At 31.0% G+C, this 20,879-nt stretch carries 19 protein-coding genes; all 19 read right to left on the bottom strand.

What is annotated here, in order from left to right; translation table 11 throughout:
* Positions 1–79: 79 nt before the first annotated feature.
* Complete coding sequence (locus BR69_RS0116720) at positions 80–1,009, bottom strand: bifunctional riboflavin kinase/FAD synthetase (RefSeq protein ID WP_027634228.1); 930 nt, start codon at positions 1,007–1,009, stop codon at positions 80–82.
* A 10-nt stretch (positions 1,010–1,019) separates the two neighbouring features.
* Positions 1,020–1,895, bottom strand: coding sequence for a tRNA pseudouridine(55) synthase TruB (gene truB / locus BR69_RS0116715; protein WP_027634227.1), 876 nt, complete (start codon positions 1,893–1,895; stop codon positions 1,020–1,022).
* Positions 1,896–2,858: a DHH family phosphoesterase gene (locus BR69_RS0116710; RefSeq protein WP_027634226.1), complete on the bottom strand. Its 963-nt coding sequence runs from the start codon at positions 2,856–2,858 to the stop codon at positions 1,896–1,898. It abuts the gene before it with no gap.
* Between the two features lie 2 nt (positions 2,859–2,860).
* Complete coding sequence (rbfA, locus tag BR69_RS0116705) at positions 2,861–3,211, bottom strand: 30S ribosome-binding factor RbfA (RefSeq protein ID WP_027634225.1); 351 nt, start codon at positions 3,209–3,211, stop codon at positions 2,861–2,863.
* 14 nt (positions 3,212–3,225) lie between these two features.
* Entirely contained in the window at positions 3,226–5,301 is a 2,076-nt protein-coding gene (gene infB / locus BR69_RS0116700; RefSeq protein ID WP_027634224.1) for a translation initiation factor IF-2, read from the bottom strand.
* Positions 5,289–5,639 carry a 50S ribosomal protein L7ae-like protein gene (locus BR69_RS20735; RefSeq protein WP_051623653.1) on the bottom strand — a complete coding sequence of 117 codons (351 nt, stop codon included), beginning with the start codon at positions 5,637–5,639 and terminating at the stop codon, positions 5,289–5,291. The genes infB and BR69_RS20735 overlap by 13 nt, the downstream gene beginning before the upstream one ends.
* Complete coding sequence (gene rnpM / locus BR69_RS0116690; protein WP_027634223.1) at positions 5,629–5,898, bottom strand: RNase P modulator RnpM; 270 nt, start codon at positions 5,896–5,898, stop codon at positions 5,629–5,631. The genes BR69_RS20735 and rnpM overlap by 11 nt, the downstream gene beginning before the upstream one ends.
* 19 nt (positions 5,899–5,917) lie before the next feature.
* Positions 5,918–6,961 (bottom strand): transcription termination factor NusA, encoded by a 1,044-nt coding sequence (gene nusA, locus BR69_RS0116685; protein WP_027634222.1) that lies wholly within the window; start codon positions 6,959–6,961, stop codon positions 5,918–5,920.
* 31 nt (positions 6,962–6,992) lie between these two features.
* Positions 6,993–7,454 (bottom strand): ribosome maturation factor RimP, encoded by a 462-nt coding sequence (gene rimP, locus BR69_RS0116680; protein WP_027634221.1) that lies wholly within the window; start codon positions 7,452–7,454, stop codon positions 6,993–6,995.
* A 233-nt stretch (positions 7,455–7,687) separates the two neighbouring features.
* Positions 7,688–12,025, bottom strand: coding sequence for a PolC-type DNA polymerase III (locus tag BR69_RS0116675; protein ID WP_027634220.1), 4,338 nt, complete (start codon positions 12,023–12,025; stop codon positions 7,688–7,690).
* Between the two features lie 40 nt (positions 12,026–12,065).
* Positions 12,066–13,115, bottom strand: a complete 1,050-nt coding sequence (ispG, locus tag BR69_RS0116670) for a flavodoxin-dependent (E)-4-hydroxy-3-methylbut-2-enyl-diphosphate synthase (protein WP_027634219.1) — start codon at positions 13,113–13,115, stop codon at positions 12,066–12,068.
* An 11-nt stretch (positions 13,116–13,126) separates the two neighbouring features.
* On the bottom strand, positions 13,127–14,143 hold the full coding sequence (gene rseP, locus BR69_RS0116665) for an RIP metalloprotease RseP (protein WP_027634218.1): 1,017 nt from the start codon (positions 14,141–14,143) through the stop codon (positions 13,127–13,129).
* A 15-nt stretch (positions 14,144–14,158) separates the two neighbouring features.
* Positions 14,159–15,313, bottom strand: a complete 1,155-nt coding sequence (locus BR69_RS0116660; protein ID WP_027634217.1) for a 1-deoxy-D-xylulose-5-phosphate reductoisomerase — start codon at positions 15,311–15,313, stop codon at positions 14,159–14,161.
* Positions 15,310–16,287 carry an AI-2E family transporter gene (locus BR69_RS0116655; RefSeq protein WP_027634216.1) on the bottom strand — a complete coding sequence of 326 codons (978 nt, stop codon included), beginning with the start codon at positions 16,285–16,287 and terminating at the stop codon, positions 15,310–15,312. The genes BR69_RS0116660 and BR69_RS0116655 overlap by 4 nt, the downstream gene beginning before the upstream one ends.
* Before the next feature lie 636 nt (positions 16,288–16,923).
* On the bottom strand, positions 16,924–17,718 hold the full coding sequence (locus BR69_RS0116650; RefSeq protein WP_027634215.1) for a phosphatidate cytidylyltransferase: 795 nt from the start codon (positions 17,716–17,718) through the stop codon (positions 16,924–16,926).
* Positions 17,719–17,731: 13 nt separating this feature from the next.
* Positions 17,732–18,490 carry an isoprenyl transferase gene (locus BR69_RS0116645; protein WP_027634214.1) on the bottom strand — a complete coding sequence of 253 codons (759 nt, stop codon included), beginning with the start codon at positions 18,488–18,490 and terminating at the stop codon, positions 17,732–17,734.
* Positions 18,491–18,552: 62 nt separating this feature from the next.
* Complete coding sequence (gene frr, locus BR69_RS0116640) at positions 18,553–19,110, bottom strand: ribosome recycling factor (RefSeq protein ID WP_027634213.1); 558 nt, start codon at positions 19,108–19,110, stop codon at positions 18,553–18,555.
* A gap of 15 nt (positions 19,111–19,125) precedes the next feature.
* Entirely contained in the window at positions 19,126–19,836 is a 711-nt protein-coding gene (gene pyrH / locus BR69_RS0116635; protein WP_027634212.1) for a UMP kinase, read from the bottom strand.
* Between the two features lie 71 nt (positions 19,837–19,907).
* Positions 19,908–20,831, bottom strand: a complete 924-nt coding sequence (tsf, locus tag BR69_RS0116630) for a translation elongation factor Ts (protein WP_027634211.1) — start codon at positions 20,829–20,831, stop codon at positions 19,908–19,910.
* Positions 20,832–20,879: the final 48 nt, after the last annotated feature.

Genomic DNA, 20,879 nt, shown 5'->3' with positions numbered 1-20,879 from the left:
AAAGTCGGTACTCTTTTATCTTAGATGTAGGTTCTCAACGGTTATTATATCAGACTACATATTAGTTGTAAATTACTTTTTATAAATTTAGACATAATTTTTTCCCTTTTCCATAGTCTGAATCCTTCTTTAATTGAGCCTTTAATTCCTCAAGAGAATTAAACTTAATCTCATCCCTAACTTTTTCTATAAAATATATTTCTAATTCTTCTCCATATATATCTTTATTAAAATCTAGTATAAAGGTTTCTATGGATAATTCTTTACCTTTTACTGTTGGATTATACCCAATATTAGTCATTGCTTTAAAAAGCTTTTTATTAATTCTTATATTGGTATAATAAATCCCGCCACCAGGTATTATTACCTCTTTACTATATTCTAAATTAGCTGTTGGGAATCCTAAAGTTCTACCAAGTTTTTTTCCCTGCTTTACAATTCCTCTCATCATAAAAGGTTCCATAAGATACTCATTAGCTCTCTCCATTTCCCCATTTTTTATAAGAGTTCTTATTATAGAGCTACTTATTATCTCCCCATTGTGACTCTGGGCCTCTATTACAACTAACTCAAAGTTTAATCTTTCACTAAGTTCTTTTAAAAGCTTAATATCTCCTAAGTTTTTGTATCCGAATTTATAGTTAAAACCCACAACTATTCCTCGTACATTAAACTTTTTTAATAACATCTTTATAAATTCTTCTGGAGAAAGTCTCATAAATTCTTCATTAAATTCTACAAAAGCTACATAATCTATACCAAGACTTTCTATAAGTTTAGCCTTAGATTTATTATCCATAATAAGTTCTGGTTTAAACCCTTTTCTCACAACTGTCAATGGATGATTCTTGAAGGTATACACCATGCTTTTACAATTGTTAATCTTAGCCTTTTCAAAAGCTTTATTTATAAGAGCTCTATGTCCTGTATGCAGTCCATCAAAACTTCCTAAAGCAACATAAGTTCCCTCTTTTAGTTCTTTGGAGAAATTATTATCTATTATAACCATAGCCGTCCCCCTATAACAGTAACTTTATTATTTTAAACCCATTTTCAAGTTTTTTTCCTAGTCCTATTAACTCATCATTACTTCCATGGACCCTATAAAGCTTATTCTCTTCTATCTTTTCTTTATAAAAGCTCTTATCCATTATAGTAACTCCATTAATAAGAAGCTTTTCAAACTTTTCACTTACCTTTATGTATGGGTAATCTCCTAAGGAATCTTCTAAAGATATGAGACTAGCTTCTAATTTATCTCTATTAAGATCTTCTATATTAATAGAGTTTTCAATATTGAATGTTCCAGTAGCTTCCCTCTCTAGTTTAGTCATATAAGCACCACATCCTAGAGTTTCTCCAATATCATAACAAAGACTTCTTATATAGGTTCCCTTAGAGCATAAAACTCTAAATTCTACAAAAGGTTTATTTATATTTAGTATTTCTACTTTATATATTACTACATTTCTACCTTTTCTTTCAACTTCTATACCTTGTCTTGCTAAATCATAAAGTTTCTTTCCGTTTATTTTTATAGCAGAATACATAGGGGGTATCTGACTATATTCTTTTTGAAAAGAATTTATTACATTTTCTATTACTTCTTTACTTATATGTTCATAGCTATTTTCCCTTATGACTTTACCTTCCCTATCATAGGTATCAGTAACCTGTCCAAGCTTTAACTCTGCCTTATAAGTTTTTCTTCCTTCCATTATATAATCCACAAGTTTAGTTCCCTTACCTATACATATAGGCAGAACTCCACTAGCTAAGGGATCTAAAGTTCCTGTGTGTCCAACCTTTGAGGTTCCACATATTTTCCTTACCTGTCTTACTACATCAAAAGAGGTAAGTCCTTCTGGTTTATATATATTAATTACTCCATTCATCTACCTAAATCCTATCTTGCTAATTGCATGTAAAATCTTCTCTTCTGCCTCTTTAATAGTAACACCCTTTATCATGCATCCTGATGCCTTAGTGTGTCCACCACCACCAAAGCTTTCAGCTACTTCTCTTACATCAAAATAATTTTTGGATCTTAAACTGACCTTTATTCCTTCTTCTGCTTCCTTCAATAATAAAACTACTTCTGCAGTATCTATTTCACTTCCAAAATGTAATACATCTGAAGTATCTACGGATCCTTCTATTCCTAAATCTTTAAACATTTTTTCTGTTATATTAATAATGCATAATTTTTTATCCATTAAAAGTCTCATAGATTCTATTGCTTTTCCATAAAGTTTTATTTTTTCATAGGGCTTATTCTCAAATAAAGCTCTATGAATATTAGTAAAATCTATACCTGTGTCTATAAGTTCTCCTGCTATGTAATGGGTGGTCTTACTAGTTCCTGAATGCTTAAATACTCCTGTATCTGTTAATAAAGAAGTGTATAGGCACATTGCAATATCCTTATCCATTTCTATATTTAGTTCTTTTATAAGTTTAAAAATTATTTCTGCTGTAGCAGCTGCCTTAGTATCTACGTAATTTATATCTCCAAAATTATCATTAGACAAATGGTGGTCAATATTTATTATCTTATACCATCTATTTGAAAAATCAAAGTTTCCTGAAAGCCTCTCTACATTTCCACAGTCTACTGTAATTAGGCACTGAGTATCCTTTCTTGCCTCTACCACATCACCCTTTATATGATCATCATAACCTAAAAAGCTAAAATCTTTAGATATTACATCCTTGGATATTATATAAACATTTTTTTTAGCTTTTTTTAATGCCCTAAGAAGTGCAAGGGCACTTCCTAGAGCATCTCCATCAGGTGAAGTATGGTAAGTTATAGCAATATTCTCAAAGTCTTCTATTAACTTTACCACATCTTTCATATTTACTTATTCTCCTTTATCTTATGGATTAAAGAATCTATATACATTCCATGTTCTATAGAATTATCAAGTTCTATAATAAGCTCTGGTACACATCTTAGTTTTATTCTGTTTCCAAGCGCTCTTCTCATAAACCCTTTAGAACTCTTTAATATATTAAGACAAGTTTCTTTTTCTTCTTCCTTACCAAAAATACTTATATATACCTTTGCATATTTAAGATCCTTAGTAACATCTACTTGAGTTATGCTTATCATAGCCGTAAGCCTTGGATCTTTAATTTCATATCTTATGATTTCACTTAACTCTTTCTTTACTTCTTCATTTATTCTTCCACTTCTATAATTAGCCAAGAGAATCTCTCCTTTTATAGCTCTTTTCTTTTTATTTCTTCCATAGTGAAGGCTTCTATTATATCTCCTTCTTTAAGATCATTGAACTTTTCAATGCTTAATCCACACTCGTATCCTGAGTTTACTTCTTTAGCATCATCCTTAAATCTCTTTAATGATGCTAATTTACCCTCAAGAATAACTATTCCATCTCTTATTACTCTAACATCACTATTTCTAGCTATTTTTCCATTTAATACATAACATCCTGCTATAGTTCCAACACTTGATATTTTATAAGTCTGTCTTACTTCAACATTTCCAAGTACAACTTCCTTATATTCTGGATCAAGAAGTCCTATCATAGCTGATTTAACATCTTCTATGGCTTCATATATTACTCTATATGACTTAACATATACACCTTCTTTTTCTGATGCCACTTGTGCATTTCCATCAGGCCTTACATTAAATCCTATAACTATAGCATTAGATGCTGCTGCAAGAGTTATATCTGTTTCAGTTATAGCTCCAACACCACCATGGATTACTCTTACCTTAACATCATCTGTAGATAGTTTTTCAAGAGAAGCCTTTATAGCTTCAACAGATCCTTGAACATCTGCTTTTACTATTATAGCAAGTTCTTTAACTTTTCCTTCTTGAATTTGACTATATAAATCTTCAAGAGATACTCTATTAGAACTTCTAAACTGCTCTTCTTTTATCTTATCTTTTCTAGACTCAGCCATATTTCTAGCAGTCTTTTCATCCTTAACTACATTAAATCTATCTCCCGCTGCTGGTACATCAGATAATCCTAGTACTTCCACTGGTATTGAAGGGCCTGCTGATTTAATTTTCTTTCCTTTATCATCAAACATAGCTCTTATTCTACCATAAGTATTTCCAACTAAAATAGAATCTCCTACATTTAAAGTTCCATTTTGAACAAGTAAGCTAGCAACTGCTCCTCTACCCTTATCAAGTTGAGCTTCAATTACTGTACCTCTTGCTTTTCTTTGAGGATTAGCTATAAGCTCTTCAACTTCAGCAGCTAAAATAACCATTTCTAAAAGATCTTCTATACCTTCTTTTGTTCTAGCTGACACTGGTACACATACAGTATCTCCGCCCCAATCTTCTGGTATAAGTCCAAACTCTGTAAGTTCTTGTTTTACTCTGTCAGGATTCGCACTTGGTTTATCCATCTTATTTATAGCTATAATCATTGGAACTTTTGCAGCCTTACAGTGATTTATTGCTTCTTTTGTTTGAGGCATTATTCCATCATCAGCTGCAACAACTAATATAACTATATCTGTTACTTGAGCTCCACGAGCTCTCATAGCTGTAAAAGCTTCATGGCCTGGTGTATCTAAAAATGTAACCTTTTCTCCCTTTACATCTACAGTATAAGCACCTATATGTTGAGTTATTCCACCTGCTTCTGACTCTGTTACTTGTGCCTTTCTTATTGCATCAAGAAGAGAAGTCTTACCATGGTCAACGTGTCCCATAACAGTTACTATTGGTGGTCTCTTAATTACATTTTCATCATCTAAGATATCATCTTCTGTTTCCTCAAGGGTATGAGTATCTTCTTCTTTTTTTGTAATAATCATTTCAAATTTTTCAGCAACTTTCTCTGCTGTTTCAAAATCTATCTCTTGATTTAAGTTAGCCATAACTCCTGCAAAGATTAATGCCTTTATTACCTCTGATTGAGGTTTATTTAGCTTTTCTATAAACTCTTTAACAAGAATAGTTTCACCTATCTCTATTACAGTGTTTTCATCATTATTGTCTTCTGCTTCTTCTGTAGCTTTTTGTTGCTTCTTATTAGTTTTTCTTGGTTTATTCTTTTGTCCACGGTTTACTTCTTCAGAAACCATGTCCTCGTATTCTTCTACTAATCCTTTTTTATCTTCTACAGGATTATTCTTTTTATTTTCCTCTATTAATTCCTTTATAAGTTCCGCATCTTCCTCTTCAATGACACTCATATGATTTTTTACTTCAATACTGAATTCGTCCATTAGAAGAGTTATAAGGTCTTTACTTGAAACTTCTAACTCTTTTGCTAATTCATATACTCTTATTTTTGACACGACTCTTCACCCCCGATAAAATTTATCTCCGACTCTAGGCTTTTCCTTAGCTCTAAAAGTTTTGTTGCCATGTTACTATCTGTAACACATAAAACTTTAAGTTCTTCTCTTCCTAAGGCATTTCCTAGTTCTTCCTTTGGTAAGTTTTCTATTACTGGTACATTCTTCTCTGTACAGTATCTTAAAAACTTATCTCTTGAGTTATTAGATATTTCCTTTGCAAGTATTATCAAACAAGGTCTTTTTCTTCTAATATACTCTTCACATTTATTGTAACCTTCTAAAAGGTTTCCAGCTCTTTTAGTTAAACCTAAAAAGTTATAAAATTTATTTCTCATTATCTATCTCTTCCTTTAAAGAAGCATATATGTCTTCTTTTATGTTAGTCTCAAGGTTTTTATTTAGTCTTTTAGACTTAAAAGCTTTCTCTAAGCATGCTTCACTTTTGCAAATATATGCTCCTCTTCCTGGCTTTTTACCAGTTAAGTCTAAAGAAACATCACCTTCTGGACTTTTCACTATTCTTATGAGCTCCTTTTTAGGTTTCATCTCCATACAACCATTACACATTCTTTGAGGTATTTTCTTTACTTTCATTCTTATCACCCCTTAGAAATTATTCTGTAACTTGTGATTTACTTTTTATATCTATCTTCCATCCTGTAAGCTTAGCTGCAAGTCTTGCATTCTGTCCTTCTTTACCTATAGCTAAGGATAATTGACTATCATCAACAACAACTCTTGCTGACTTTCCTTCCTCATTTACAGATACTTCTAAAACTTTTGCTGGACTTAAGGCATTAGCTATATACTCTTCTGGAAGTTTACTATATTTTATTATATCTATCTTTTCATTTCTAAGTTCGTTTACTATATTTTGAACTCTAGATCCCTTAGGTCCAACACAAGCTCCCATAGCATCAACACTTTCGTCATTTGATGAAACTGATATCTTTGTTCTAGATCCGGCTTCTCTTGCAATACTTTTTATTTCAACTACGCCTTCATATATTTCTGGAACTTCAAGCTCAAATAATCTTTTTACAAGGCCAGGATGAGTTCTAGAAACTACCACTTGAGCACCCTTTGTTGTGTTTTTAACTTCAACTATATATAACTTTAGTTTATCATTAAAATTATATTCTTCACCTAATATCTGCTCATTTGGTCCAAGGGCTGCTTCTACTTTTCCAAGATCTACATATATATTATTTCTATCTTTTCTACTTATGACTCCAGTTATTATATCATATTCTTTTTCTATAAACTCATTATATACTATAGTTCTTTCCGCTTCCTTTATTCTTTGTACTACTACTTGTTTTGCAAGTTGAGCTGCTACTCTTCCAAAGTTTCTAGGTGTTACTTCTATTTCAACTATATCTTCAAGTTCATATCTTGGACTTACCGCTTTTGCATCTTCTAAGCTTATTTCTATAACATCATCATAAACTTCTTCCACTACTTCTTTTTGAGAATATACATGTATTTCTCCGCTTTCTCTATCCATACTCACTCGAACATTTTGGGCTGCACTATTTGAGTAATTTTTTTTATAAGCTGCTATAAGCGCATCTTCTAAAGTAGAAAATATTAAATCCTCACTTATACCCTTCTCCTTGACTATATCCTTTAATGCACTTATAAATTCTTCATTCATCTTATAATAACCTCCTTTTTAAAACTCCCCACTAAAATGCTTCTACATTAATAGATTTTATATTTTCTCTATTTATTGTTAATTCATTACCATCTTCTAAGATTATATTTAAATACATATCATCAAAGGACTTTAAATTCCCCTTATAAGCTTTTTTACTATTTAAGCTTTTATTTAATTTAACTAAAACATTCTTTTCTATATTATCTTGTAAATGCTTAGAAGTATGTAAAAATCTATTCATTCCTGGTGATGATACTTCTAAGTAGTAGAAGTCACTTATAGGATCCTTGTCATCTAATACCTCACTTAGTGCTCTACTTACCTTTTCGCAATTATCTAGTGATATTCCTTCTTCATTGTCAATATATATCCTTAAATAATATTCTTTATCTTCTTTTACATATTCTATGTGATAAACCTCATATCCTAGTTTTTCTATCACTGGTACTAATATTCCCTTTAAATCTGCTACTAATTCTTCTTTTTTCATATATATCCCTCCTAACTATGTTATTTATAGTTTTTCACATTTACAAGTAAATATATGTAATTAAGTTCAATTTTAAAATATTAAAAATAATTAACGAAAAACGCAACCTGGTAGTTGCGTTTTTTACAAATAGAAAGAGCGGGCTTAAGACCCACTCCTTAATGTCTCAAATATAGCATGATATGATTACATTGTAGCATACTTAAATAATTAATACAAGTAAATTTCGGAAATTAAAATAAACTAAGCTGATTTGTCTCTGAAAGACCTTCTAAGCATCCATGATTACTCAAGGTTTCTATAACAGTCTTACTTACTTTAGCTCTAAGTCTTAAATCCTCTTTTGAAATAAATTCCCCTTGGTCTCTACACTCTATAATACTCCTTGCAGCATTTTCTCCCACTCCTTGAAGTGCACTTATAGGAGGTCTTATTCCCTCTTCTTCAATTAAAAACTTTGCATCGTTAGACTTGTATAAATCTACCTTCAAAAACTTAATTCCTCTTTTATACATCTCATAGCATATTTCAAGAACGGTAAGTGATCCTTTATCTTTCTGAGTCATATTATTTCCAAGATTATTAAGTTCTTTTATTTTATCTTTAACAACACCCTCGCCCTTTACTATAAGATCTGCATCAAAATCATCAGCTCTAACAGTAAAATATGTTGCATAGTATGCCTCTGGATAATGAACCTTAAAATAAGCTATTCTCACAGCCATCATAACATAGGCAACTGCATGCCCTTTTGGGAACATGTATTTTATCCTATTACAGGATTCAATATACCAGTCCGGAACTTTATTTTCCTTCATTACCTTTATATCATCATCCTTAAGACCTTTTCCTTTTCTGACTTTTTCCATTATGGTAAATGCAGTCTTAGGTGGAACTCCTTTATATATAAGATATACCATTATATCATCTCTTGTAGATATACAATCCTTTAGGGTAGTGTATCCTTCCTTTATAAAATACTGTGCATTATTAAGCCATACATCAGTACCATGAGAAAGTCCTGATATTCTCACAAGATCAGAAAAAGTTTTAGGTTCTGTGTCAAGTAGCATTTGCCTTACAAATTTAGTTCCAAACTCTGGGAGTCCATAGGTTCCAACTTCACATTCTAGTTCCTCCTTAGTTATCCCTAAAGCATCAGGCTTTGTAAAGAGACTAAGAACCATCTCATCATTTAAAGGTATAGTTTTAGGGTCTACCCCAGTCAGGTCTTGAAGCATTCTAATCATAGTTGGATCATCATGACCTAGTATATCAAGTTTCAGAAGTCTACCACTTATAGAGTGATAATCAAAATGGGTTGTTATTATATCTGTATCATTATCATCTGCTGGATGTTGTATTGGACAAAAATTAAAAATTTCATTATCCCTTGGCACAACCATAATTCCTCCTGGATGCTGTCCAGTGGTTCTTTTAATACCTGTACATCCCATGGTAAGTCTCTCTATTTCTGCTTGAGGAACTATTATTTCTCTTTCATCTAAATATTTCTTTACATATCCATAAGCTGTTTTTTCCGCCACAGTACCTATGGTTCCAGCCTTAAACACATAACCTTTACCAAATAAAACCTCTGTATACTTATGAACCACTGCCTGATATTCTCCTGAGAAGTTAAGGTCTATATCTGGCTCCTTATCCCCCTCAAATCCAAGGAAGGTTTCAAATGGTATATCATGACCTTCTCTTATAAATTCTGTATCACATTTAGGACAACTTTTAGAGGGAAGATCCGCTCCAGAACTTATAGAACCATCTAATATAAACTCACTATTTTTGCAATTAGGACATACATAGTGAGGTGGTAATCCATTAACCTCTGTTATATCTGTCATAGTAGCAACTAAAGATGATCCAACAGATCCTCTTGATCCAACTAAGTATCCATCTTGAAGAGACTTAGCCACTAGCTTATGAGCTATTAAATAAAGAACAGCATAGCCATTATTTATTATAGAATTAAGTTCCTTATCAAGCCTTTTCTGTACTACTTCTGGTAGAGGGTTTCCATATATTGAATAAGCCTTTTCTAAAGTCATATTTCTTATATCTTCCTCTGCCCCATCTATCTTAGGAGGGAAGGTCTCATCAGGTATTGGTTTTACGTCCTCTATCATATCTGCAACCTTATTAGTATTTGTAATTACAACTTCTCTAGCTTTTGCTTCCCCTAAATAGGAGAATTCTTTAAGCATCTCATTAGTAGTCCTAAAATAAAGTGGTGGTGAATTATCTGCATCCCTAAATCCTTGACCTGCAAGTATTATTTTTCTAAACATCTCATCCTTAGGATCTAAAAAGTGTACATCACAGGTAGCTACTACAGGCTTTGAATATTTTTGTCCCAGATTATATATTTTTCTATTTAAGTTCTCTAATTCTTTTCTATCCTTAACTTTCTCATCCCTTATTAAAAATTCATTATTATCTATAGGTTGAATTTCTAAATAATCATAGAAGTTTAAAATTTCTTCAATATCATCCTCTTCTACATTTTCAAGTAATCCTCTAAAAAGTTCTCCACTTTCACAGGCTGATCCAATTATAAGTCCTTCCCTATGCTCTTCTATTAGAGTTTTAGGAAGTCTTGGCTTTTTAAAGAAGTTATCTAAATGTGCACTTGATACTAGCTTATATAAATTCTTAAGTCCTACTTGATTTTTAGCTAAAATTATAACATGGTACATAGGAAGTTTCTTAATATCTATGTTACTTAAAAACTCTTTATTTAAGTCACTTAAGGTTTCTATATTCTTATCATCTTTTAAAATATTAAAAGAATGAAGTAATATTTCTGCTGTAGCTTCTGCATCATCTACAGCCCTATGGTGATTTTCAAGAGATATACCTAAATGTTTTGCTATAACATTTAATTTAAATCTTTTAAGCTCAGGATATAAAAATTTTGCAAGAGGTATAGTATCCATTACTGAATTATCAAAAGTTAAACCTAAATCCTTAGCATTTTTTCTTATAAAAGATGTATCAAAGGCTGCATTATGAGCTACAACCACACTGTCTCCTATAAACTCTATAAAATCCTTTAATACTATATCTATGGTATCTTCATTCTCAACCATACTCTCTGTAATACTTGTAAGCTCTACTATCTTTGCTGGTATAGGCCTTTCTGGATTTACAAGTCTACTAAACCTATCTGTAATATTTCCATCTTCTATTTTAACTGCACCTATTTCTATTATCTTATCATTTTGATTAGAAAACCCTGTAGTTTCTATATCAAATACTATGTAGGAGTCATTAATGGTCTGACCTCTTTCCTTAAGAACTATAGGAGCTCCATTATTTACAAGATATCCTTCAACACCATATATAATCTTAATTCCATGTTTTTTCCCTGTATCCATTGCCTCTGGATATGCCTGAACTACTCCATGATCCGTAATTGCAATAGCTTTATGTCCCCATTTAGCAGCTCTCTCTACTATTTTCCCTGGAGAGCTTACTGCATCCATAGTACTCATTGTGGTATGGGTATGAAGCTCTACTCTCTTTTCCTCACTGATATCCATTCTTTCAATCTGTTCTACTTTAACTATATTTCTTGCCTTTAAAGTTATCTCTCTTGAATACATATCATAAGAGCATTCTCCCTTTACCTTAACCCTTATACCAGCCTTTATATTATTAATTAGTTCTTCTACATCTTTTTTAGGGAAGAACTTTACAGTTATAGAACTAGTATAATCTGTTATAAAGAAAGAGAAAATTACAGTACCATTTTTGGTTTCTATAACATCAGTTTTAAATATATCTCCACAAATAGTTACAATTCCAGAACTATCTGTTAAGGTATTAATATCTAAAACTTCATCAGTAATTTGTCTAGTTCCATATAGTACATTTTCATCCTTAACTTTTGAATCCCCTTTATCTTTACCTTGATATTTATTACCATTTCCATATTTATTGCCTTGATCTTTTGCCTTATTTGAGGCATTATCACTTTTAGCCTTAGGAGAGGAAACCCTATTTTCCATAATTTTCTTAACAAGATTGTTATTCTCTTTTATTTTCTCCTCAGTATAATTGCTACCTATTCCAACACTTGAGTCATATACTATTGATATGCTACAACTTATCCCAAACATATCTTTTATATTGGCCTTTAAAATTTCTTGAAGACTTTTACTTTTAAGCATCTTACACATAAATTCATTACTATGTTTAAGGACTAATGTATCCTTCTCAATAACTCTTTCACATTTATGTAAAAGTTCCTTAGATACTGGGATTTTTTCAATAACTACACTAGTTAACTCAAACCAATATTTCATAGCTAATTCTTCTAAAGTTACATTTTCAAGTTCTTTAAAATATACTATATCTACATTGGTAAACTCCCCTATATTAGATGCTATACTCTCTCTAATCATTGAATCTACAGATTCCTCTATGTCTCTTTTACACTTAAAAACAACTCTTAAGGTATCGTTGTTTTTAAAATACTGTATTCTACTAAGTTTTAATTCATCTTTTAAGGAATCATTATTTTTTATGATTGGTGTAAGTATATCTACACTCACAAAAATTCCTCCTTGCAATTAAAAATATGTAGGCAAAAGCCTACATATTCTCTATTTCTTTCATTAATTCTTCAACTAAATCTTCTTCTTTAACTTTTTTAATTACTACACCCTTTTTGAAGATCATTCCTTCTCCACGTCCACCTGCTATTCCTATATCAGCTTCCTTTGCTTCTCCTGGACCATTTACAACACAGCCCATAACAGCAACTTTTATATTTTTATTACATTCTGCTAATCTACTTTCAACTTCCTCAGCTATTTTTATTAAATTAATCTGAGTTCTACCGCAGGTAGGACAAGAAACAAACTGTACTCCTTCATTGAGGTTTCCTGTAGCCTTTAATATTTCACGACCTACTTTTATTTCTTCTATAGGATCCCCTGTTAAAGACACCCTTATTGTATCACCAATACCTTCACAAAGTAAAGTTCCAATTCCTATGCTTGATTTTATTGTTCCTCTCCATACTGTTCCTGATTCTGTTACACCAAGATGTAGAGGGTAGTCTGTTTGTTTTGAAACCAATCTATAACTATTTACCATTTCCATAACATCAGAAGATTTTATAGAAATTACTGTATCATAGAATCCAAGATCCTCTAGGTATCCAACATTTCTTAAGGCACTTTCAGCTAAAGCTTCCGGTGTAGGTCTACCATATTTTTGAAGCAAATCTCTTTCTAAAGATCCGCTATTTACTCCAACCCTCATAGGAAGTCCTTTTTCCATAGCCGCCTTAGCTACCATCTCAAGCTTCATCTTACTTCCTATATTTCCTGGATTTATTCTAAGGGCCGATACTCCATTTTTTATAGATTCTAATGCTAATCTATAATCAAAATGTATGTCTGCAACTAAAGGTATATCTATTTCCTTTGATATAGAACCTAAAGCCTCTGCAGCCTCCCAATCTGGTACTGCACATCTTATTATGTTACACCCTGCTTTTTGAAGCTCTTTTATTTGATTTACTGTAGCCTTTACGTCTCTTGTATCTGTATTTGTCATAGATTGAACACTTACAGGAGAATCTCCTCCTATATATGTGTTTCCAACCTTTATTTTCTTTGTTATTGCTCTGTTCATCTTATCCTCTCCTATAGCTTAATAGGGAATAATATATCCTTAATGGTTACTAAAAGCATTAATAATAATAATACTGAGAAACCTATATAATTTAAAGTACTTACTACCCTATCGCTTACCTTTTTCCTTGATATTAGTTCTATTAATAATAAAACTATCCATCCTCCATCTAATGCTGGGAATGGCAATAGATTAAATATAGCTAGCTGAATACTTATATATGCAGCTAAATTTAATAATGAATATAACCCTGCCTTAGCAGCAGCTCCTGAAATTTTTATAATAGAAACTGGTCCTCCTACATCATTAACCGTAGCTTTTCCTGAAACTAAGGTCTTAAGTGCAGTAAATGTCTGTTTAATTATAGACTTAGTTTCGCGGAATCCATAATTAATTCCTTCTAAGAAAGTTGGATTCTCTATCTTTGTAGGTTCTATACCTATCATATATCTATTTTCTTCTTTATTAAGCTCTGGAGTTAATTTTATCTCCTCCACAGCACTATTTCTTAGAACCTTTAGTTTTATAGTAGAATCCTTTGCCATAAAAATATCCATAGATAAATCTTCCCAAGTATCTACCTTTTTATCATTTATGGCAATGATTTTATCTCCCTTCATTATTCTTGAAGCTTCTGCTGGAGAATTAGGAATTACGCCATTGATGTCTGGAGTTAAAAAACCATAATTAATTCCTATAAAAGTATATATTAAAACTGGTAATAATAAGTTCATTATAGGACCTGCTACAATTATACTTATTCTTTGAAGAGGACTTTTAGATGAAAAGGCTCTTTCATCTCCCCCTTCTACCTCTTCTTCCTCACCGTACATTTTAACATATCCACCTATTGGTAACATTCTTATAGAATAAAGAGTTTCTTTGCCTTCTATACTAAAAAGTTTTGGTCCCATACCTATGGCAAACTCTAATACCTTAACTCCATTTACTTTAGCCATAATAAAATGACCAAGCTCATGTATGATAACCAGAACCCCTAATGCCAATATAGCAATTACAAAATACACTTAACAAAACCTCCCTTACTCATATCTATTATATATGTATGTTCTAACATCTTCATCCATCTTAATTATATTCTCTAGAGTTACCTCCATATTATAATTAAATTTCCCCATAACTTCTTCTATTATATCAGCTATTTGTAAAAAAGAAACTTTATTTCTTAAAAATAATTCTACACAAACTTCATTGGCCCCATTTAAAATAGTTGGCATAAGTTTTCCCTTTTTCCCAGCCTCATAAGCAAGTTCCAAGCATCTAAATGTGCTCATATCTGGCTTTTCAAAGGTTAATTTATTAATCTCATAAAAGTCTAATGATGAACATACCTGTGGTTTTCTTTTAGGGTAATTTAATGCATATTGTATAGGAAGCTTCATATCAGTGCTACCAAGTTGAGCAATGACACTTCCATCTATATATTCTACCATGGAATGTATAACGCTTTGCGGGTGCACTACTACCTGTATATCACTATAATCTACATCAAATAACCACTTAGCTTCTATAACTTCAAGTCCCTTGTTCATAAGGGTTGCAGAATCTATGGAAATTTTACGCCCCATATTCCACTTAGGATGCTTTAGCGCCTCATCTGGAGTAATGTTTATTAAATCCTTACTCTCTTTTCCTCTAAAAGGCCCTCCAGAAGCTGTTAAAATTATCTTTTTTACATCTTTTAAACTATTACCTTGAAGACTTTGAAATATAGCACTATGTTCTGAATCCACGGGGAATATATTTACCCCATTGTCTTTAGCAGCTTTCATTACAATTTCTCCTGCAACTACTAAAGTTTCTTTATTTGCTAAAGCTATATCCTTCTTCGCTTCTATGGCCTTTAATGTAGGTCTAAGTCCAATCATACCTACAATAGAGGTAACCACCATATCCACTTCAGCTAATGTAGCTATATATTCAAGTCCCTCTATACCAAATAATAGAGTTATATGGCTATTTATAGTCTCTATATAGTCTCTTAATTTTTTATAAGCTTCTTCGTCACTCATAACAACAAACTTAGGGTTAAATTCTTTTATGATTTCAATAACCTTATCTATATTGGAATTAGCCGATATTGCTATAAGGTTAAAACTGTCTTTCTCTTCTCTTATTACATCTAAAGTCTGAGTTCCAACAGACCCTGTTGCACCTATGATACATATATTTTTCATTCTGTCTCCTCCTGGTCTATAATTAGTATTTCCTTGGATAAAATAATATAAACCATCCCAGCTAGCCCTCCTATTACTCCAAAAACCTTTATTCCTATATAAAGAGAAATAATTATGGCTAAAGGATGTATATCAAGTTTATTGCTAATAAACTTAGCCTCTAATATTTGTCTTATTATTTCTACTAAAAAGTATAGTCCTATAAGCCCTATAGAAATAAAATAATTTTTAAGAAAAATATTATATATTATAAGAGGTATAAAAACCAATATGGTCCCAACATAGGGAAGTATATCTAATATACCACAAATTATTCCAAGTATAAATCCATTAGGTATATTTAAAATAAAAAAACCTAATATAATTATTAAAGTAGAAATTAGTATTAATATAACCTCTATTACTGCAACCTCTTTTAAATTAGAGGTTTTACTACAAAGATTATCATAAATTTTGTCTCCTAATAAAAGTTTTACAAATTTTAATATAGCATATTTATCACTTAATATAAAGTAAGATGCTATGTTCCCTATAAAATAAGCTACTATACTGTCTGTGGTGTAAAGGGCACTCTTTGTTATTATTCCCTTATTTATTATGTTAAAATCATTTAAATTAATATCCCCTATCTTTAAGCTTATAACTTCTTTTACATCATATATAAAACCTATGAAATTTTTTATCATATCACTATCTTTTTCTATTAAATTTCTATTAATAATATCATATATGTTATTTCCTACATAAAAAAATAAAGAAATTACTAAAAGATTAATTATTATTATGCTTATTAAGGCCCTAATATTTTTATTAAATAAATGAAGCCTCTCCATTAACTTAATTATGGGAGTTCCTCCTAAAGAAAATATAAGTATTATAAAAAATGGTTTAAAATAATTTTTTATAACTAAGGTGATGACTATTATTATAAAAAGAAGTCCTATTAGGTTAATTATCCTTTTTCTATGTATCATATATATTCACCCACTTTATTTACTTTACATAACATTTTATGTGTAATATTATATAGCTTTTATCTAAAGTACTTTTATTCCCCTTCCCTTGTAAAAAAAGTCATATGCTAACATAATATTAAAAATTACCATATAAAAATCATATATTCTTACTACTATTCTATTAATATAGTTCTATGGATATAATACCTACTTCCCCCTTCCTAATTAATCTATATATTTTACTTATGCTTTCTTTTTTATTTTTATTACTAGTATTTATTATAGAAACATTAATACTATCTTCATAAATTTATTAATAAAATGAAAATTTATATATCCTCTCTCATCTAACTAACCTTCCTTTCTTATTAAAATAGCTCCTTATATACTAGAACATTCTTTATAAATATGATTTTAAAAATTAAAATAAAAAAAAGACTTTACCACTAAATTTTAGTGAAAAGTCTTTGATCTTACTATAAAATTCTATTCAAGATTATATGCCTATGTGAGAATAAATATATGCTAATTAAAATTCATATAATATTTAATCTAAAAAATCTTTTTTAAATAAATTCATAACTTTTATAAAACTTTTAAACTTTTAAACTTTTAATATATTATTCTTATATACTAATATTAATCTACTAATATTTATAAATTCAATATTAAAGACAGGTAAAAGAACACTATAACTGATGAAAATAAAATACTATCAAATCTATCTAATATTCCACCATGTCCTGGAATTAGATTACTATAATCCTTAACTCCTACATATCTTTTTATTGATGATGCCACAAGATCTCCAAATTGGCTAAATACCCCACATAGTGCTCCTATAATAAAATAGTGATAAAGAGGTATATTAACTCCATATTTTGATATTATTACACCATATATTAAACATCCAATAGCTCCTCCTAGAAGACCTCCTAAGGAACCTTCTACAGTCTTCTTAGGACTTACCTTTGGACAAAGCTTAGTTTTCCCAAAAGCTCTTCCCACATAATAAGCCGTTGTATCACAAAGCCAAGATGCTATAAATACAAGCCAAAGAAGATACTTTCCATTATCCATGGAATTTACTAAAGGTATAAAACTAAAGAATAAGGATACATAACAAAATCCAAGAATAGTTATGGCTCCATCTATAAAATTATATTTTATATTTATTACAGGTATTATTAAAGATATAAAACTTAAAGGTATTAATATGTATATTACCTTTGTTATATCATTATCTAATAAAAATAGTCCTATGGTAGCTAGGAATCCAAGGATAGCAAAAGGTTTTATATTCTTTTCACCAACTACTGTATATAATTCATGTATACCTATTAATGATAATACTAAGGTTAAAACCTTTAGATAAATTCCCCCTAAAAATAAGAATATTATAAAGGGTGCCATAATTAAGGCTCCTAAATATCTTTTATTAAAACTCATATAATCACCTACTTTATTTTATTCCACCAAACCTTCTATCCCTATGCTGGTAGTCCCATATAGCTTTATGTAAATCTTCTTTAGTAAAGTCTGGCCAATTTATATTTGAATACCAAAACTCAGAATATGCACATTGCCAAAGAAGGAAATTACTTAATCTTTGCTCCCCACTTGGTCTTATGATTATATCTGGATCTGGCATATCTTTAGTATATAAATATCTTTCTAAAATATCTTCTGTTACCTTAGTACATTGAAGCTTACCATCTTTTATATCATCTACTAATCCATTTACAGCGTCTAAGATTTCTTTTCTTCCACCATAGTTCAAAGCAAGATTTAAAGTTAGGCCCGTGTTATTTTTAGTTCTTTCATAGGCAGAATCTAATTCTTCCCTACACCTTTTAGGTAACATAGAAATATCACCTATATTATTAATTATTACATTATTTCTATTTAACTCTTCAAACTCTTGTCTTAAATAAGTCACTAAAAGCTCCATTAATGCATTAACTTCATCTTTAGGTCTTTTCCAATTTTCTGTTGAAAAGGCATATAAAGTTAAATATTTAATTCCAATATTACTACAATCTTTTACAATATTTCTTATGGTTTCAACTCCAGCTTTATGCCCCATGGTTCTAGGTAACCCTTTTGCTTTAGCCCATCTACCGTTTCCATCCATAATAATAGCTATATGTTCTGGAACATTATCTAAATCTATATGAAGATCTTCTTGGTGCTTCTTCTTACTCCTCTTAAAAAAGAACACTTTATTACCCTCCTAAAACCCATACTCTAATAATAAAACCTGCCATAAGCAGGTTTTATTATTTATACAGACATTATTTCTTTTTCTTTTGCAACGATTATATTGTCAATTTCTTTTATAAAAGCATCTGTTTTCTTTTGTATATTTTCTTCAGCTTTCTTTATTTCATCCTCTGATAAATCTCCATCCTTTTTTAAGGACTTAACTTTATCATTAGCATCTCTTCTTATGGCTCTTACAGCGACCTTAGTTTCTTCTCCTGCCTTTTTAACATTTTTAACAAGAATTTTTCTAGTTTCTTCTGTAAGTTCTGGTATTACAAGTCTTATAACTATTCCATCACTAGATGGTGTTAACCCTAAATCAGACTTTAATATAGCTTTCTCTATGTCCTTTATTGTGCTTTTTTCCCAAGGTTGTATTAATAATATTCTTGGTTCTGGAGCTGAAATATTAGCAACTTGGCTTAAAGGACACATGCTGCCATAGTATTCAACTTCTATTCTATCTAACATTGTTGGGTTAGCTCTTCCAGCTTTCATTGTAGATAAATCAGATTTTAATACACTAATGCTTTTCTTCATCTTTTCTTCTGCTTTAGATATTATTTCCTTAATCATAATTTTACCTCCACTTTATTTACTTACTAATGTTCCAATATTTTCGCCCATTATGGCCCTCTTTATATTTCCTGGTTCATCTAATGCAAAAACAAGAATTGGTATATTGTTATCCATGCATAGAGAAGTTGCAGTAGAATCCATTACCTGTAATCCTCTTTCAAGAACTTGTATATAATTTAATTTATTATATTTTACTGCATCATCATATTTCTTTGGATCCTTATCATATACTCCATCAACTTTCTTAGCAAGAAGTATAACCTCCGCTTCTATTTCAGCTGCTCTTAAAGCTGCAGTAGTATCAGTTGAGAAATAAGGATTTCCCGTTCCAGCTGCAAAGATTACAACTCTCCCTTTTTCTAAATGTCTCATTGCTCTTCTTCTTATAAATGGCTCTGCTATTTCCTTCATTTCTATAGCAGTTTGAACTCTTGTCTTAACTCCTATACCTTCTAAAGAATCTTGAAGTGCTAAGGCATTTATACAAGTAGCAAGCATGCCCATATAATCTGCTGTAGTTCTATCCATGGAATCTCCATCTCTTCCTCTCCAGATGTTTCCACCACCTACAACTGCCCCTACTTCTATACCCATATCTACAAGTTCTTTAATCTCTGTAGCTATTCTTTGTGCCACATTAAAATCTATTCCAAAACCATTTTCTCCTGATAATGCTTCCCCTGAAAGTTTAAGCATTACCTTTTTATATTTGCAACAATCCATATATTAAAACCTCCAATTTTTGCAACTTATTGTATCTTAAAAAAAGAGAACACCCAGTGTTCTCTTTTGTTTTACTTTCCTTGTTGCATTTGCTTTGCAACTTCTTCAGCAAAGTTCTCTTCTTTCTTTTCGATTCCTTCGCCTCTTTCAAATCTTACGAAATCAGTAACCTTCATTTCAGCTCCAACTTCCTTAGATTTTTCTTGAAGTAATTTAGTTATTGTATAGTCACCATTCTTAACCCAAACTTGATCTACTAAGCAGATTTCCTTTAGGTACTTCTTAACTCTTCCAATTACCATTTTATCTACTATATTCTCTGGCTTTCCTTCATTTAAAGCTTGAACTCTGAAAAGCTCTTTTTCTTTCTCTATAGCTTCTTGATCAACAGAAGTTTCATCTAAGTATAATGGGTTAGCAGCTGCAACTTGCATTGCTAAGTCCTTAGCAACTACTTCAGTTATATCAGATGCTTTTTCACACTCAACTTTTGTAAGAACACCGATTCTTCCACCACCGTGGATGTAGCTTGCTATAGTTCCATTTTCAACATTGAACTTAGCAAATCTTCTTACGTTCATGTTTTCTCCTATTTTAGCTATTAATTCAGTTAAGAATTCCTTAACTGTCTTAGTTTCGTCAGCTATATACTTTTCTTCAACTAAAGCTTCAATCTCAGTATTTGATGTTAATGAAGCCATTTTAGCTAAGTTATTTGCAAAGTTTATAAAGTCCTCATTTATAGCAACAAAGTCAGTTTCACAGTTAACTTCTACTATACCAGCAGTTTTCTTGTCTTCTGAAACATAAGTAGCTATTACTCCTTCAGCAGCAACTCTTCCTGCCTTTTTAGCAGCAGCAGCTAATCCCTTTTCTCTTAATAGCTCAACTGCCTTATCCATATCACCTTCAGTTTCTGTAAGAGCTTTCTTACAGTCCATCATTCCAGCGCCAGTTCTTTCTCTTAATTCTTTAACCGCTTTTGCAGATATCATAATTTTATCCTCCTTAAAAGTTAATGGAAGAGGTAACTGGATTTACTC

This window comes from Clostridium hydrogeniformans DSM 21757, from assembly GCF_000686705.1.
Classification (GTDB): domain Bacteria; phylum Bacillota; class Clostridia; order Clostridiales; family Clostridiaceae; genus Clostridium_Z; species Clostridium_Z hydrogeniformans.
Note: the sequence above shows the minus strand (reverse complement) of the source record. Positions and strands in the feature narration are given on the sequence as shown.

What these genes read in the sequence shown, in the direction of transcription:
- BR69_RS0116720 (WP_027634228.1), bottom strand. Translation starts at nt 1,009, where the DNA reads ATGGTTATAATAGATAATAATTTCTCCAAAGAACTAAAAGAGGGAACT.
- truB (WP_027634227.1), bottom strand. Translation starts at nt 1,895, where the DNA reads ATGAATGGAGTAATTAATATATATAAACCAGAAGGACTTACCTCTTTT.
- BR69_RS0116710 (WP_027634226.1), bottom strand. Translation starts at nt 2,858, where the DNA reads ATGAAAGATGTGGTAAAGTTAATAGAAGACTTTGAGAATATTGCTATA.
- BR69_RS20735 (WP_051623653.1), bottom strand. Translation starts at nt 5,639, where the DNA reads ATGAGAAATAAATTTTATAACTTTTTAGGTTTAACTAAAAGAGCTGGA.
- rnpM (WP_027634223.1), bottom strand. Translation starts at nt 5,898, where the DNA reads ATGAAAGTAAAGAAAATACCTCAAAGAATGTGTAATGGTTGTATGGAG.
- nusA (WP_027634222.1), bottom strand. Translation starts at nt 6,961, where the DNA reads ATGAATGAAGAATTTATAAGTGCATTAAAGGATATAGTCAAGGAGAAG.
- rimP (WP_027634221.1), bottom strand. Translation starts at nt 7,454, where the DNA reads ATGAAAAAAGAAGAATTAGTAGCAGATTTAAAGGGAATATTAGTACCA.
- ispG (WP_027634219.1), bottom strand. Translation starts at nt 13,115, where the DNA reads ATGAACAGAGCAATAACAAAGAAAATAAAGGTTGGAAACACATATATA.
- BR69_RS0116660 (WP_027634217.1), bottom strand. Translation starts at nt 15,313, where the DNA reads ATGAAAAATATATGTATCATAGGTGCAACAGGGTCTGTTGGAACTCAG.
- BR69_RS0116655 (WP_027634216.1), bottom strand. Translation starts at nt 16,287, where the DNA reads ATGATACATAGAAAAAGGATAATTAACCTAATAGGACTTCTTTTTATA.
- BR69_RS0116650 (WP_027634215.1), bottom strand. Translation starts at nt 17,718, where the DNA reads ATGAGTTTTAATAAAAGATATTTAGGAGCCTTAATTATGGCACCCTTT.
- frr (WP_027634213.1), bottom strand. Translation starts at nt 19,110, where the DNA reads ATGATTAAGGAAATAATATCTAAAGCAGAAGAAAAGATGAAGAAAAGC.
- pyrH (WP_027634212.1), bottom strand. Translation starts at nt 19,836, where the DNA reads ATGGATTGTTGCAAATATAAAAAGGTAATGCTTAAACTTTCAGGGGAA.
- tsf (WP_027634211.1), bottom strand. Translation starts at nt 20,831, where the DNA reads ATGATATCTGCAAAAGCGGTTAAAGAATTAAGAGAAAGAACTGGCGCT.